The organism is Streptomyces sp. NPDC002845 (genome assembly GCF_053591955.1).
Genome location: NZ_JBSFUU010000139.1, coordinates 1 through 14795, shown reverse-complemented (window position 1 = coordinate 14795; position 14795 = coordinate 1). Strand labels below are relative to the sequence as shown.

The 14795-nt window shown below is 71.6% G+C and carries 11 protein-coding genes; 5 read left to right on the top strand and 6 right to left on the bottom strand.

Features of this window, described 5'->3' with window-relative positions:
* Nucleotides 1-133: 133 nt before the first annotated feature.
* On the top strand, nt 134-802 hold the full coding sequence (locus ACWD3C_RS46180) for a hypothetical protein (protein ID WP_451154428.1): 669 nt from the start codon (nt 134-136) through the stop codon (nt 800-802).
* Between the two features lie 64 nt (nt 803-866).
* On the top strand, nt 867-1646 hold the full coding sequence (locus ACWD3C_RS46175; protein WP_451154426.1) for an alpha/beta hydrolase: 780 nt from the start codon (nt 867-869) through the stop codon (nt 1644-1646).
* Nucleotides 1647-1662: 16 nt separating this feature from the next.
* Here ACWD3C_RS46175 and ACWD3C_RS46170 read toward each other — a convergent pair whose 3' ends face one another.
* Complete coding sequence (locus tag ACWD3C_RS46170; protein WP_451154424.1) at nt 1663-2538, bottom strand: Gfo/Idh/MocA family protein; 876 nt, start codon at nt 2536-2538, stop codon at nt 1663-1665.
* 217 nt (nt 2539-2755) lie between these two features.
* Here ACWD3C_RS46170 and ACWD3C_RS46165 point away from each other — a divergent pair, with 217 nt between their 5' ends.
* Together ACWD3C_RS46165 and ACWD3C_RS46160 are read left to right on the top strand one after the other, a co-directional pair.
* The gene (locus tag ACWD3C_RS46165) at nt 2756-3457 is read left to right on the top strand and encodes a CPBP family intramembrane glutamic endopeptidase (RefSeq protein ID WP_451154422.1); all 702 of its coding nucleotides are present in this window, start codon (nt 2756-2758) and stop codon (nt 3455-3457) included.
* A 134-nt stretch (nt 3458-3591) separates the two neighbouring features.
* Nucleotides 3592-4359, top strand: coding sequence for a tetratricopeptide repeat protein (locus ACWD3C_RS46160; RefSeq protein ID WP_451154420.1), 768 nt, complete (start codon nt 3592-3594; stop codon nt 4357-4359).
* A gap of 4 nt (nt 4360-4363) precedes the next feature.
* Here ACWD3C_RS46160 and ACWD3C_RS46155 read toward each other — a convergent pair whose 3' ends face one another.
* On the bottom strand, nt 4364-7096 hold the full coding sequence (locus tag ACWD3C_RS46155) for a SpoIIE family protein phosphatase (RefSeq protein ID WP_451154418.1): 2733 nt from the start codon (nt 7094-7096) through the stop codon (nt 4364-4366).
* A gap of 149 nt (nt 7097-7245) precedes the next feature.
* Nucleotides 7246-8019 carry an alpha/beta fold hydrolase gene (locus tag ACWD3C_RS46150; protein WP_451154416.1) on the bottom strand — a complete coding sequence of 258 codons (774 nt, stop codon included), beginning with the start codon at nt 8017-8019 and terminating at the stop codon, nt 7246-7248.
* A gap of 176 nt (nt 8020-8195) precedes the next feature.
* On the opposite strand from ACWD3C_RS46150, the gene ACWD3C_RS46145 reads away from it, so the two are divergent.
* Entirely contained in the window at nt 8196-8648 is a 453-nt protein-coding gene (locus tag ACWD3C_RS46145; RefSeq protein WP_451154414.1) for a flavodoxin family protein, read from the top strand.
* A 101-nt stretch (nt 8649-8749) separates the two neighbouring features.
* Here ACWD3C_RS46145 and ACWD3C_RS46140 read toward each other — a convergent pair whose 3' ends face one another.
* The 3 genes from ACWD3C_RS46140 to ACWD3C_RS46130 all read right to left on the bottom strand — a co-directional run bounded on the left by ACWD3C_RS46140 (nt 8750) and on the right by ACWD3C_RS46130 (nt 14595).
* Nucleotides 8750-9874 carry a CapA family protein gene (locus ACWD3C_RS46140; protein ID WP_451154412.1) on the bottom strand — a complete coding sequence of 375 codons (1125 nt, stop codon included), beginning with the start codon at nt 9872-9874 and terminating at the stop codon, nt 8750-8752.
* Nucleotides 9875-10008: 134 nt separating this feature from the next.
* Complete coding sequence (locus tag ACWD3C_RS46135) at nt 10009-11430, bottom strand: acyltransferase family protein (protein WP_451154410.1); 1422 nt, start codon at nt 11428-11430, stop codon at nt 10009-10011.
* A 189-nt stretch (nt 11431-11619) separates the two neighbouring features.
* A complete protein-coding gene (locus ACWD3C_RS46130) occupies nt 11620-14595 on the bottom strand; it encodes a glycosyl hydrolase (protein ID WP_451154408.1) in 2976 nt (991 codons plus the stop codon).
* Nucleotides 14596-14795: the final 200 nt, after the last annotated feature.

Sequence of the window (14795 nt, the reverse complement as noted above, 5' to 3'; positions counted from 1 at the left end):
CACGGATTCCCGACCGAACCCCGTGCCGCGTAGCGGCACAGCAGCAAGTCGAGAAGGCCAGAATCCTCGGGCTTCAGCCCGAGGTGCAAGTCAAGACCAGACCAAGTGGGCCCGAGGTCGCGCTCCGCTGAGCATGACGGCCGGGCTGGTGCCGGGGCTGGCGGGTGTGGTGTCGCAGGGCGTGTTCCTGACGCCGAAGCTCGCGGGCCGGACCAGCCTGCGGATGTCGGTGGCGGGGGAGCTGCTGAAGACCCGGATCGACCACATCCCGGTCGACTTCCGCAAGGTGGGCCTGTGGTCGAAGTACACCCCGCTGTTCGCGCTGGCCTCCCGCAGGGCGACCTGCCCGGACCCCACCTGCCAGATCCTGCACAACTCCGCCTGGGGCACCGGCGCCTCGCTCTTCGTCCACGAGCACCTGTCCGAGGCCACCCACAACCGCCTCGCCGAACTCCTCGGCCCCGCCCCCTTGTGGATCCTGCCCCACCTGCGCCGCATCGAGCTGGCCCGCAGCGTGGTCCGCTGGCACGACACCGACCACCGCTACCGGGCCCTGCCGCCCAACGCGCTGGACGCCGCCGCCCGCATCGACACCCCCGTCCTGCTCCTCGCCGGCAGCGACAACGGGCTGTGGCTGGACTCCCAGAAGCTGTGCCACCAGGTACTGGCCCACAGACAGCCCCACTTGGACATGACGTACACCGAAATCCCCGGCTACGGTCACCTCGACACCTTCCTCGGCCGCGGCGCCGCCCTCGACGTGTACGGGCACATCCTCGATTTCCTCGGCGAACGGCGGTGACGGCGGCTCGGGCGGGCCGCTACCGTACTCGGCAGTAACCGGACCGCACCGCAGGAGGCGCCCCATGCCGCAGCTGGAAGTCGACGGCGCAGCACTGACGTACGACGACGAGGGCCCCCGCGACGGCGACGGCGTGCCCGTGGTGTTCATTCACGGCTGGACGGCGAACCGGCACCGCTGGGACCACCAGATGGCGCACTTCGCGCCGAAGCGGCGGGTCGTACGGCTCGACCTGCGCGGGCACGGCGAGAGCAGCGGGGCGGGGGTGCGGACGATCGAGGAACTGTCGAAGGACGTCCTCGCCCTCCTCGACCACCTGGAGGTCGAACGGTTCGTGCTCGTGGGCCACTCGATGGGCGGGATGATCTCGCAGACGATTGCTCTCGCCCACCCCGAGCGGGTGGAGCGCCTGGTGCTCGTGGGCTCGATCAGCCGCATGGCCTACAGCAGGGGACGGGGTCTGCTGATGGCGGCGTCGACGCTCGTCCCCTTCAAGCTGTTCGTCGCCGCCAACATCCAGCGCGCCTTCGCGCCGGGCTACCCCCGCGAGGAGGTCCGCGAGTACATCCGCGCCTCCGCGGACATCCCGAGGGAGGTCGTCATGACGCTCTACGGCGCCATGCGCGCCTTCGACGTGCTCGACCGCGTCGGCGAGATCCGCGTCCCCACGCTGCTGGTCCACGGCTACCACGACATCCAGCTGCCGGTGAAACAGATGCTGCGCATGGCGAAGGCCTACCCGGACGCGGTGGTCCGCATCATCGACGCGGGCCACGAACTCCCGGTGGAGAAGCCCGCGGAGCTGACCTCGACCCTCGACTGGTTCCTCACCGGCCGGCCCTGAGGCGTCCCACCCCCGGTCAGGTGGGCAACTGTGCTTCCGCCGCGGCGAGTATCTCCGTGACCCGCAGCCCGAAGGCGGCGTCGCACGGGTGCGGCCGACCGGTGCGGGCGGCGGAGAGGAGCGCGTCGGCGGCCCGCATGAGGGCTTGAACGGCCCCTTCGCCGGACGCGGGCAGGACGGTCGTCCCCGCCTTGCCACGCAGTTCGACGGCGGCTCCGGAAGCCGCGGGCGGGGCGGTGAGGCTGAGCGTCAGGGTGCTCGACGCCTCACCGACATGTCGGAGAACCAGGTGAACGGTGTCCTTCGGGCCCCGTGCGGCGGCCGCCACCCGCTCGACGTCTCCGAGCACCGGCAGCAACACGGACAGGGCGTGGGGGCCGACGTCCCACAGGGCTCCCTTCTCCCGCCGCCACGGTGTCGCGAACGGGCTGTCGCCGGTGAACACCGAACCGAGCCACTCGGCGCGTGCGGTGAACCAGCCGTCCACCGCCGCCTGTTCGGTGATCCAGGCGTCGATCGCGGTCTGGAAACGTGCGGTGAAGAAGACGACGGAGGCGACCTGGGCCCGCTCGGCCGCCTCGACGACGGCCCGCCCCTCCTCGACGCTCGCCGCGAGGGGCTTGTCGAGCAGCAGATGACAGCCCGCCCGGGCGGCGCGCGCCGCGAGCGGGGCCTGGACGGCGGGCGGCAGGGCGATGGCGACCGCGTCCACGGCGGCGAGCAGGGCGTCGACGTCCTCGTACGCCCGCGTGCCATGCCGCTCGGCCAGTGCCTCGGCCGCCTCCGGCCGTCGGCCCCATACGCCGACGAAGTCCAGCTCCTCGTGCCCGCTGAGCGCGGGAGCGTGGGCCATCTCGGCCCAGGGCCCTGTACCGAGCAGTCCGATGCGCATGCCGCCGCCTCTCCTCGTACCGAATCCAGTGAGCTTTTCATACGGACCCCGACGGCACGCAACATGAATTCCTTCAGGTCAACGCCTCCTGAAGGAATCAGCGGTAGGAAAGCAGTCAGCGGTAGGGAAGCAGTCAGAGGTATGAAAGCACCAGCGGTATGAATCAGCGAAGCCCTGCCCGTGCCGGAGCCGGGCGACGAGAGATTCTGGAACGAGAATGCGGATCGTCTGTGCCGTGGGTGTCCTGGTCGCCGCCAACGTGGTCAACAACTGGCTGGCGCCCGGCCCTTACGCCTACGTACTCACCTGCGTGACCGCGACGGCCGTACTGCTGCTGATCGCGCGCTGGGACGGCCTCACCCGGGCCGATCTGGGGCTCGACGCGGAGAGTGTGCGCCGGGGACTGCGGTGGGCGCCCGTTCTGGCCGGTGCCGTCCTCGCCGTGTTCCTGCTTGTCCTCGCCGTTCCGGTCGGCCGAGAGGCGTTCTCGGACGCGAGGGCCGCCGGCCTGTCCGCGCAAGAGCTGCTGTGGCGGGTGCTGGTGCGCGTGCCGCTCGGCACCGTGCTCCTGGAGGAGACGGCCTTCCGCGGTGTGCTGTGGGCGATGATCCGCCGCCGGCACGGAACGGCGTGGGCCACCGCCGTGTCGTCCCTGCTCTTCGGCCTGTGGCATGTGCTCCCCTCCCGTGGCATCAACCGTTCCAACACGGCCGTCGGGTCGCTCTTCGGAGGCGGCTCGGCGGGCGTGACGCCGACCGTCGTCGCGGCGGTCGTGGCCATGGTCGCCGCCGGGGTGGTCCTGTGCGAACTGCGGCGCCGCTCCGGCAGCCTGTTGGCACCCGCGGCACTGCACTGGGCCGTCAACGGCTTCGGCTACGCGCTGGCCTGGGCCGGGTCCCGGTGGTGGTTCGACAGCTGAACCCCACAGGTCCCAACAGATTCCACGGGTCCCGAGGCCCGGCATGACGGGCACGTTCCGGCCCGTTCCGGGACACCCCCGTCGCGGAGGCCGTGCCTACTCTGGGAACAGGCGGTCGACGAGGAGCGGATGCCATGGCCGGACAGCCGTGCACGGGATGTGCCGCGACGATGACGGCACTTCGGGAGCAGTTGCAGCAGGCGGCGGAGGACCGGTCGGCAGACGGTTTGCCGTCGCCGCACCTGGACGGGGAGCGGTCCGTCGAAGAACCGCTCGGGGACGACGACGTGGTGGCCTTCTTCGAACGGCAGGTCGCCCAGCGCGAAGGCGACCTCGGGCCGGGCCACCCCGAAACCCTGCTCTCCCGCAGCAACCTCGGGGGCGCCTGTCAGCAGGCGGGACTCCACGACCGGGCCGTGGCGCTCCAGGAACGGACCCTGGCCGACCGTGTCGGGGTCCTCGGCTCCGACCACCCCGACACCCTCACCTCCCGGAACAACCTCGCGGGCGCGTACGAGGCGGCCGGTGACCCGGCCCGCGCCCTCCCGCTCTACGAGCAGGTCCTCGCCGGCCGCGAGCGTCTCCTCGGAACCGGCGACCTGCAAACCATGCTCTGCCGGGACAACCTCGCCCGCGCCCACGAACTCACAGGGGACCCGGCCCGCGCCATCCCCCTCCACGAGCGGACCCTGGCCGACCGCGAACGGACCCTGGGCCCCGGCCACCCCGACACCCTGCTCTCCCGCGGCAACCTCGCATACGCCCACCACGGCGCGGGAAACCAGGAGCGGAGCGCCGAGCTGTTCGCGTACACCCTGGCCGAGAGCGAACGCCACCTCGAACCCGAGCACCCTGCGACACGGCACGTCCGGGAACTGCTGACCCACGTGCGGGGCAGCTGATCCGTCAGGGCAGGGGCTGTTCGGCCCAGATGGTCTTGCCGGTGGGGGTGTAGCGGGTGCCCCAGCGTTCGGTGAGCTGGGCTATGAGGAACAGACCGCGCCCGCCCTCGTCCGTCGCCGCCGCGTAGCGCAGGTGGGGTGCGGTACTGCTGGTGTCGGAGACCTCGCAGATCAGAGTGCGGTCGCACAGCAGCCGGACGTGGATGGGGCCGCTGCCGTAACGGATCGCGTTGGTGACCAGCTCACTGAGGATCAGTTCGGTGGTGAAGTCCAGTTCTTCCAGGCTCCAGTGGGCCAGCTGCCGGGCGACCGAGGCGCGCACCTCGCCGACGGCCGCCGGGTCGGACGGTACCTGCCAGGTGGCGACGCGGTCGGCGCCGAGCGCGCGGGTGCGGGCGACGAGGAGGGCGATGTCGTCGCTCGGCCGGGCCGGAAGCAGGGCGTCGAGCGCGGCCTGACAGGTGCCGTCCGGTGACGGATCGGCGTCGGCGAGGGCGGTGCGCAGCAGTTCGAGTCCCGCGTCGATGTCGCGGTGCCGGTCCTCGACGAGCCCGTCGGTGTAGAGCACCAGCCGACTGCCTTCGTCCAGCTTCAGCTCGGCCGTCTCGAACGGAAGGCCGCCCAGCCCCAGCGGCGGTCCGGCCGGCACCGGGGGGAACTCGACCTGGCCGTCGGGACGCACCACCGCCGGCGGCGGATGACCGGCCCGGGCGACGGTGCAGTGCTGCGAGATCGGGTCGTAGATCGCGTACAGGCAGGTGGCACCGGTGATCGCGGCGCTGTCGTCCTGCGCCGCCTCGTCCTGGTCTATTCGGCTGACCAACTCGTCGAGGAGCCCGAGGATTTCGTCGGGTGGCAGATCCAGGGCCGAGAAGTTGTGGACCGCCGTGCGCAGCCGCCCCATGGTGGCCGCCGCGTGCAGACCGTGCCCGACGACATCGCCCACCACCAGCGCGACCCGGGCACCGGACAGCGGCAGGACGTCGAACCAGTCCCCGCCCACTCCCGCCTGCGCCGGAAGGTAGCGGTAGGCGACGTCCAGGGCGCTCTGCTCGGGCAGGCTGCGCGGGAGCAGACTGCGCTGCAGGGTGACGGCCATGGCGTGTTCGCGCGTGTAGCGGCGGGCGTTGTCGATGGAGACCGCGGCCCGGGCGACGAGTTCCTCGGCAAGGGCGAGATCCTCCCCGTCGAAGGGCTCGGGTTTCTCGGAGCGCCAGAAGCTGACCACGCCCATCATCAGGGAGCCCACGCGCAGCGGAACCGTGATCAGCGAGTGGATGCCGTACTCCACGATCCGCGCCGAGCGTTCGAGATCCTGTGCGAGCCACCCGGAGGCGCTGGGAAGGTCGGGTTCCAGGACGGCCTCGCCGGTGCGGAGGCTGAGGGCCTGCGGTGCGGAGGCGACGAAGGTGATCTCTTCGCCCAGTGCGTGGAGAGGAGCGTCCTTGCGGATTCCGCTGAAGGCCGCGCGGCGCAGTGAGGTGACGGCTTCCGGTTCGGCACCGCTGAGGACGGCGGGGGCGAGGTCCACACTCGCGAAGTCCGCGAACTGGGGGACGGCCACATCGGCGAGTTCCTCGGCGGTGCGGGTCACGTCCAGGCTGGTGCCGAAGCCCGCCCCGGCGTCGTAGAGGAGCTTCAGACGCTCGCGTGCCACTTCGGCCCTGCCGGACAGGGCGCGCAGCTCGGTGGAGTCGCGGAGGGTGGCGACGCTGCCGGTCGGCTCGCCCTGAAGATCGGTGGGCCGCTGGTTGATCGCCAGGAGACGGTCTCCGACCAGATGCACCTCGTCCGTGGCGACACGTCCGCCGGCCAGCAGATCGGCCGTGTCGGGATCGAGGCCCAGCGTGAGCACATGCCGTCCCTCGGCGTCGTCGGGCAGATCGAGAAGGCGGTGCGCCTCGTCGTTGGCGAGCAGCAGCACCCCTCCGCCGCCGATGATGATCACTCCCTCCCGGACGGAGTGCAGCACCGCGTCGTGGTGCTCGTACATGCGGGTCATCTCGGACGGGCCCAGGCCGTGCGTCTGGCGCAGCAGCCGTTTGCTGACGAGCGCGGTTCCGGCCGTGGCGAGAGTCAGGGCCGCGGCCGCGGCGGCCAGCAGGAGCGGCAACTGCCGGTCGGCGACCCCGCCGACGTTGTCGGTGGTGATACCGGCCGACACGAGCCCTTCGACCGTGCCGTCGGGCCCTTTGACGGGCACCACGGCCTGTACCAGACGGCCGATGGTTCCGGTGATTTCCTCGGTGAAGGACCGGCCGGCCAGCGCGGGCTCCATGGTGCCGACGAACTGCTTCCCGATACGGTCCGGTTTGGGATGGGTGTAGCGAATCCCGTCGGTGTTCATCACGACCACGAAATCCACCCGGGACTGCTCGCGGGCGGCTTCGGCGCGCGGCTGGAGCACCGCCGTCGGATCGGGGGCGCTGAGCGCCTCCAGGGTGCCCGGCGCGTTGGCGAACGTCTCCGCGACGGCGAGCGAACGGTTACGGGCCTCCTCCGTGCTGTCGTGCCGTACCTGCAGCACCAGCGCCACGACGGCCGCCACGACCAGCAGCAGCACGATCACTACCTGGAAGAGGAACACCTGGCCGGCGACGCTGCGTTGGCTCAGCGCCGCCCGGAGTCCCGGGGCCGATCCCCATCCGAGCTCGCGCGGCTGCCGCCGTCGCTGCACGGGCAGACCGTGGGGACGGCGGCTCGACTGAGTCCTAGATTGCCCCAGGAGTCTGGCCATGTGCCCCTGTTTACACTGCCCCGCGCCCAGAGGCGAGAGCCGTCACGCACGGTGACCAGTGATCTTCCCCTCACCCGGCACCCGGCACCCGACAGCACGGGCGGGCAGCACCGTCGGGCGGTGACCGGGTCAGCCGGTGGCGTCACCTGTCACCCGTTACCTGCCGCCCGCCGGATGGCCGCGACGGTCGGGACCGGTTCGTTGGTGAGGAAGTCCAGCACGATCGCGTTGACCAGCGCCGGTTTCTCCTGGGTGAGGAAGTGCGAGGTGCCGGGCACGACGGCGAGTTCCGCGTTGGGCAGTGCCTCGTACATCTCCACCGCGTGGGTCATCGTCACCAGGTCGTCGTCCGAGAACATCACCAACGAGCGCTGGGTCACCGCGGCCAGGTCGGAGGCCTTGAGATGCGGCTCCCGGGCCGCCATCTCGCCGATCTTCGTGGCCACCACCTTGAAGTGGTCGATGCCGTCCGGCGAGACCTCGCCGTAGGACGGGCCGAGGAACTCGAAAATCTGGTCGACGTCCCACTCCGCGTCCGGCGCCGCCTCGCCCTCCTTGCTGAAGCCGCCACTGATCATCACCAGCCGCTTCACCAGCTCCGGCCGCCGCATCGCCACCAGCATCGCCACGAACGCCCCGTCGCTGTGCCCGACCAGATCGGCCGGCTCGCCCACGACCGTCTCCAGGAACGCGATCGTGTCGTCGGCCATGAGCTGATACGTGATCGGCCCGGGCACGTCCGGGGTGTGTCCGTGCCCTCGGCGCTCCGGGGTGTAGACGTGGAAGTGCTCGGCCAGAGGGCCGAGATTCGGCTCGAAGAACCGGGCGTCCACCAGACCGCCGTGCATCAGCACCAGCGGCTCGCCCTCACCGTGCTCGTCGTACCAAGTCTTCACGTCGCCCAGTTGAACGTACGTCCCCATGCGTCCACTCCTTCATGCGTCCTACGAAGATTGACCCCCCGCCGAGCCGAAACTCATCGGGCCGCACGTGGTGAGGCCCGGATGCACACCCCATCATCCATACGGAGGTGACCATCAGCAGAGACCGATGGCACCGCCGCTTGCGGCGGGCGGCGGTGGGACGGCAGGGTTCGGGAGTGGCCACTTTGCTGATCGTGCATCACACCCCCTCGCCCAACTGCCAGGCACTGTTCGAAGCAGTCGTGGCCGGGGCGACAGCGCCCGAGATCGAAGGCGTGCGGGTCGTACGGCGGCCGGCGCTGTCGGCCACGGTGTCGGACGTGCTCGGCGCCGACGGATATCTGCTCGGCACACCGGCGAACCTCGGCTACATGTCCGGAGCCCTCAAGCACTTCTTCGACCAGGTCTACTACCCCTGCCTCGACACGACGCGTGGCCGGCCCTTCGGCTACTGGGTCCATGGCGGGAGTGACGTCACCGGAGCGGTACGGGGCATCGACACGATCACGACGGGCCTTGGCTGGCGGCGAACGGCCGAGCCCGCGACGGTGACCGGCGAACCGGGCAGAGCCGACATCGAGGCGTGCTGGGAGTTGGGGGCGACAGTCGCCGCGGGGCTGATGGGCTGACCCGGGCCTGCCGTGGACCGCCGGTCCGGGAAAGCGGGCGACGCGGTCCGGCAGCCGGTGGGCGGAGCCCCGTCGACAGGTCCACCACGGGCCCCTGCCGCTCACGGCCCGTGCGCGGCGGCCGTCCGTACCAGCCTGAGCGCATCGCCGGACTCCGGGGCGATGCGGATGCCGGAGCTGATCCGGTCGAGGGTGGTGTGCAGCCAGGCTCGGTCCTGGCCGGTCGCGGGTTCGAGCCGCATCCGGCAGGCCCGCAGAGGCACCATGCGCAGACCTGCCAGCCGCCCCGTGCCCGCCTCCACGGAGGCGAAGTAGGCGAGCCGCAGGTCGTCCCGGTACTCCTCGTACCCGGAGATCCCCTCGTAGTCGTCGACGAAGTCACCACAGCCGTGGAGGATCAGCCGGTCGCGGTAGACCTCGATGGGGCGTGGATGGTGCGAGGAATGCCCGTGGACGATGTCGACGCCACCGTCCACCAGGGCGTGGGCGAAGCGAACCTGGTCGCGAGGAACGAGGTAGCCCCAGTTGGAGCCCCAGTGCACGGAGGCGACCACGATGTCCCCCGGCCGCTTCCACTGCCGTACCCGCCGAACCACGGCAGCGGCCGCTCCGGCCGACGGTTCCGCGACGTACGCGACACCGGCCAGCTCCGCCGTTGCCGCCCAGCTCGGCGGGATGCCGCTGGACGCGACCCCGAGGGCGAACACCAGGACGCGGCCGCCGTGGCCGAGAGGGATCGCCGCGGGCGCGTACGCCGCCTCGGCGTTGCGCCCCGCGCCCGCGGACCGCAGTTCCGCCCGGGCAAGCGAGTCGAGTGTCTCCAGCAGCCCGGGGCGGCCGAAGTCCAGCACATGGTTGTTGGCCAGCACACAGACGTCGGGCCGGGCCACCGCCAGAGCCGGCAGGTTGTCCGGGTGCATCCGGTAGTGGACCGCCTTCCCGGCCGCGAACGCGTCACCGCACGTGACGGACGTCTCCAGATTCACGACCCGGGCGTCCGGAGCGGTGTCTTCCAGCACCCGCAGCGCCTCACCCCACGGCCAGGACGGATCGACGGGCGCGGGGATCGGGCCGCTTGCCGCCTCGGCCAGCTCGACGTAGCTCCGGGCGTCACTGACGTAGCTCTCCCGCAGCGCCGGATCGCCGGGGTACGGGAGGATCTGGTCGACACCGCGCCCGAGCATCACATCGCCGCACAGGAACAGCGTCACCGAACCGCCGTCCATGACCCCACGGTAGTACGCGGGCCGGGTTCCGTTCGTCCCGCGACGTCGGCGACGTGCGAACCTCGTCGGCGCTTCACACGGGTCCGTGGGCGACGCCCCGGCGCGCCCATGCGGCATGACCTGCCTGTACGGCATCACCGCCGCGGCTCGGCGAGACGCCATCGGGCGAACCGCAGCACGGCGGCACCGGCGAGGTAGGCGGCCAGGGACAGTGTCGGGAGGCCCGTGGGATCGTGATACGTGGGGCCGGCCATGGCGATGCCGAGGAGACCGGCCAGCACGCCGGTCACCCCGAGGAAGGTGAGCAGGGCCGGCAGTACGCCGCTCGCGCTGCCCGGCCCGGGGCGAGGACCTTCGCGTCGCTCGACGCGTCCGACGACGATGACGAGCACCGCGAGGATCAGGGCCAGCACGACGAGCCACGGGATGCGCAGCAGCAGCCAGGCAGGCGACCCCGCCGGCGGCTGCGGCAGCAGCCCGGTGGGGTACAACGCCACCGCGCCGAGCACGGCGGCGGTCATGTGCCACAGGAACAGCGTCATGATCACCGAATTGACCGCCACGACGGCCATCCACGGGCGCAGGCGGTGCAGCCACCGGTCGGCCGGGGCACGCAGCAGCAGCGCCAGTCCGGTCTGGGCGGCCGCCAGCGCAAGCAGTGCCAGGGTGGGAGGCGCGGTGTTCTGGATCTCCTGCCCGGTCACCCCGACCATGCTGACCGGATACGGGCCGACCACCGTCAGCAGCACCAGGGCGACGAGCCCGGCCAGGGTGAGCGGGACCGCCACACCGCGCCGCTCGGGCAGCCGCCCGTCCCGCCAGGCGAAACCGAGCTGATGCACGGCCAGCCAGACGAACAGGAAGTTGGCCCCGCCCACGTACGGAATCCGCAGCACCAGCCGCGCCGCGTCCCCCGCGCCCACCAGGACGGCCAGCACCGCCGGTACGGCCACTCCGTACCGGCTGTGCAGGGCGAGCATCGGCGGGGTGAGCACCACCACGGCCAGATAGGCGGTCAGGAACCACAGGGGGACGGCGGCGAGCCAGACGGCGGTACCGATCAGGCCGGGGTCGACGCCGAGCGCCTTGGCCAGGACCGCGCTGCAGGCCAGCACGGCCAGGAGCAGCGTGGTGGGGCGGACAAGGCGGTCGGTACGGCGCAGCGTCCAGCCGGTGACGTTGCCGCCGTGGTCCCGGTGGGAGGTCAGGGATGCCGCGTTGGCGAAGCCGCCGACCAGGAAGAAGATCGGCATGACCTGGAACAGCCAGGTGAACGGACGCGTCCAGGGCACGAGCGCCAGGATGTTGTCGCCCCGCAGCGCTCCGTCGTAGGTGACGTGCACGGCCAGCCAGTGGCCGACGACGACGGCAGTGATCGCGACGGCGCGCAGGAGGTCGACATGGCGATTCCGGTGCGCCGGGGTCCGCTCGGCCGACCGGCGTATCTCCCGCAGCACGGAGACCGGGCCCGTGCCTCCTGAGCGACGGGCCTGCGTACGGTTCCGCCGCGCGAAGGAGGCGCGCCCGTTCGGGCGATCGGGGGACCTGCCCCTCATCGTGATCTCTGTCGTCGTGCCGTATACCGGCCGGGACCGATGGCGCGCACCGCCTGGTCGGCACCTTCTCGCCCACCTGCGTGCCCGTTCCCGGCCGCCTCCTTTCCCGGCTTCCACGCTTGAGCGACAGCAATCGGCCGTGGCGGAGTCGGCAGGCGGCCGTGCCCAGCTCCCGGCCTTGTGCCCGGCCTACACCAGTCGCGCCTGCCCGTACGGAGCCAGCCGTACGGGCCCCACGAGCCCGTACGCCTGACGCGCGACGGCGCCGAACACGGCCGGGTCGACCACCCTGAGGCGGTTGATCAGCGGCGTGGCCACCTCGACCTCCAGGACGTTGTCGCCGCGTCGGAGCCACGGGCCGACGTCGAGGACGGGGTGGAGCCGGTCGACGGGGCCCAGCCGGGTGCCGTTGAGGGTGACCCGGCAGGTGTCGCTGACCTGCCCGAGGTGCAGCAGCGCACCGTGACGTGCGCTCCAGCCGGTCGGCAGGGTGAGGGTGGTGCGGTAGCGGCCGATGCCGGCGGTGTCGGCGAGTTCGGGAATCTGCGACCAGGGCAGCAGCGTGTCGAGGGTGAGTGCGTGCGTGACGACGTCGGTCTGTGTCGCCTTGGCGCCGGGTCGCCAGTCCTCCACGTCCAGCTGCCAGCGGTCCGGTACGACGGGTCCGGGCACCTCGGCGATCCGGGTGGTGACCGTGCGGCCATGGGACAGCCGGGTCGTGTACGTACCGGCCTTGTCCGCGCGCATGACCAGCCCGCCACGCGTGAACAGGACCTGATCGGCGTCGGTGGCCACGGCGTGCGGCCGCCGGCCGAGGCGGTCCCCGAACAGCCCGGGCCGGCCCAGCGCGACGATCGTCGCCTGCCCGGGCTGAAGCGCCACGCGCAAGGTGAAGGCGTCACCGTCCTCGGTGTACTGCGCGACGCGCACGGCTGTGCCGGTCCACGGGTCCAGCACGTACGGCACTGTGACGCCGCCGCTCCGGGTGCGGCGCAGTGTTACTTCGTGGCCGATCGCCGCGACGGGCGGCTTGACGGTCTCGGCGTGCTTGCCGTTGCACAAGTAGTAGAAGTCTGCGTCCCGGATGACCCGGTGGGCGTTGAGGAGCGTCGAGGCGGCGGCGTACCGCACGTCGGGGACGACACCGAGCTGGGCGAGGGCGTCGCCGACGGCCGTCTTCTCGGTGACGCGGCGGACACCCGGCAGGGCGAGCAGACGCGCGAGCACCTCCCGCAGCCGCTCGGTCTCCCCCTCCGCGGGCACTCCCGGCGTCAGTGCCTGGTCGAAGCCGCCGAGCAGGACGACGGGCAGCCCGGCGGTGGCGAACTCCAGCAGCTTGCGGGCGTCGGCCTCGGCGAGCGTGGGTGTGGAGCCGTAGAAGAAGTCAGCCTCCACGAACAGCGCCTTGTACGCCGGTCCTTCGGCGGCGAGTCGGCCCCTGGCGACGGTGGCGGCCGGCAGGTCGAGCAGCGGACCGCTGAGGAACTGGTGGGTCCAGCCGAGCGGGACACCGGTCGAGGTGAGCCAGGAGGCGCCGATCCCGGTGGCGGAGTAGCCGGTCTGGCGGAAGACGGCCACGTCCGCCCGGGCGGTGCCCGCCTGGAGCACGCGGTGAACGCGGCCGAGGTAGCCGGTGATGTCGTCGATGTGCCGCCAGGTCGGCTGGCGCGGACCCCAGGACTCGCCGTATCCGGCCGCCCCGTTGTACGGACTGAACGCGGCGAAGCCGGGCCAGCCCACCCCTGGTGCGGTGGCGTAGGAAAAGCCGTGCAGGACGGTCTGGTTGACGCCTGCCGCGTACGCCCCGCCCATGGTGCGCAGAAAGCGGTCCCAGGTCGTGCTGTACGCGGATCCGGCGTACGCGCCCGCCTCACAGGACAGCACGGTGTGCCCCGCCATGTCCCTGCCGCCCGCCAGACAGCGGTAGTCGTCCAGGTTCTTGAAGCCGAGCGATTCGCCCTCGGCGATGTCGAGGATCGCCGCCGAGGCGATGGCGTCGGTCCGCAGCCCGTACGGCTGGGCGCGCAGGGACATGCCCAGGGAGTGCGCCCAGTCGCGCAGGCCGCGCACATGATGGCGGTTGAACAGCCCGGACACGGTCTCCCAGAAGTCGTGCCGGATCTGCCGGGTCAGCTGAGCCTCGAAGGCGAAGACCTGGTCGCTGTCGTCGAGCACGAGCGCCGCGAGGTACGGCAGGAGCGGCCGGCCGGTGTGCTTCTCGAAGGCCTCGGGCAGCAGGGGCGTCCACTGCAGGCCGTCGGTCTCCAGCTCGATGGAGTCCTCGAAGAACGCCCCGCCCGCGGCCCTGAGCAGTCGCCGCAAGGAGGGAGTGAGCAGATGCGACTCCCAGTACCGGGTGATCGCGGCGGTACCGGCGACGCTGAAGTGGTCGACGACGCAGGCGGCGGGGGAGGAGTGCGGACCGGACTCGGGCTGCTGCCCGGAGCCCCGCTGCCAGTACGAGATCAGCACCCACTCCCCGTCGGACGGCGCCGTCCAGGTGAGGGCGCCGTCCCTGACGAGGTGGGTGAGATCCTCGACGCTCGCGAGGTCCAGCCCGGTCTCCTTGCGAGTGGAGTGGGCGGGCTCGACGCGGGCCGCCTGCACAGCGAGGAGCTGCTGCCGGGCGACGCCGGGGGCCGCCTCGTGCACGGGCGGCGGCACCGGCCCGCTGAAGGTGGCGCCGCCGGTCAACGAGGCGCGCCCGTAGGCGAGTTCCTTGACGGCCGCCTCGTCGTCCGGGGTGATGCCGGGGACGGCGGCGGGCCAGCTCGGGCCGAGGGTGAGGTCGATGGTGAGGCGGCGTCTCGCGGCCCGCCGCAGCGCCGCCTCGACACCTTCGCGCCACGCTCTGCTGCCCCATCCGCGGCGGGTGGTGTCCAGGACCGACTTGTCACGGATGCTGTGGTGCACGGCGGCGATCTCGGCCCCGCCGAACCCGGCGTCGGCCAACTGGTCGATCTCCCGGGCGACTTCGTCCGGCTCGACCAGCCCGTCCGGCCACCACCACCGCACCTTGGGCCGCACGGCCCGCGGCGGCCCGGCGAACCAGCCGGCGCCCGTTCCCCGGCCCTCGATGGCGCCCGCCGGGAGCGCCGGGCCGAACGACACGACGGCCCCCGTCGTCAGGCCGGTCGCCGTCGCCAGCACCGAACGACGTGTCATCCCGCGACGCCACGTGATGGATTCCCGCATGATCTCAGCCCCCAAATCGTCCGCCTGGAAGGCGGAAGTGCTGAATCGTTTCAAATCCCTGTGAAACGCCGGAACGCTAAGTGGTCTGCGTCATAAGTCCTTCGGGGGTTGACTTCGGAGCTGGTTGTTGGCGTGTTCGCGGTCAGGTGCCGAGGCCGGTGAGGTGAAGG

Coding starts and splice junctions, on each gene's coding strand:
- ACWD3C_RS46180 (WP_451154428.1), top strand. CDS start 134: ATGACGGCCGGGCTGGTGCCGGGGCTGGCGGGTGTGGTGTCGCAGGGC.
- ACWD3C_RS46175 (WP_451154426.1), top strand. CDS start 867: ATGCCGCAGCTGGAAGTCGACGGCGCAGCACTGACGTACGACGACGAG.
- ACWD3C_RS46170 (WP_451154424.1), bottom strand. CDS start 2,538: ATGCGCATCGGACTGCTCGGTACAGGGCCCTGGGCCGAGATGGCCCAC.
- ACWD3C_RS46165 (WP_451154422.1), top strand. CDS start 2,756: ATGCGGATCGTCTGTGCCGTGGGTGTCCTGGTCGCCGCCAACGTGGTC.
- ACWD3C_RS46160 (WP_451154420.1), top strand. CDS start 3,592: ATGGCCGGACAGCCGTGCACGGGATGTGCCGCGACGATGACGGCACTT.
- ACWD3C_RS46155 (WP_451154418.1), bottom strand. CDS start 7,096: ATGGCCAGACTCCTGGGGCAATCTAGGACTCAGTCGAGCCGCCGTCCC.
- ACWD3C_RS46150 (WP_451154416.1), bottom strand. CDS start 8,019: ATGGGGACGTACGTTCAACTGGGCGACGTGAAGACTTGGTACGACGAG.
- ACWD3C_RS46140 (WP_451154412.1), bottom strand. CDS start 9,874: ATGGACGGCGGTTCGGTGACGCTGTTCCTGTGCGGCGATGTGATGCTC.
- ACWD3C_RS46135 (WP_451154410.1), bottom strand. CDS start 11,430: ATGAGGGGCAGGTCCCCCGATCGCCCGAACGGGCGCGCCTCCTTCGCG.
- ACWD3C_RS46130 (WP_451154408.1), bottom strand. CDS start 14,595: ATGACACGTCGTTCGGTGCTGGCGACGGCGACCGGCCTGACGACGGGG.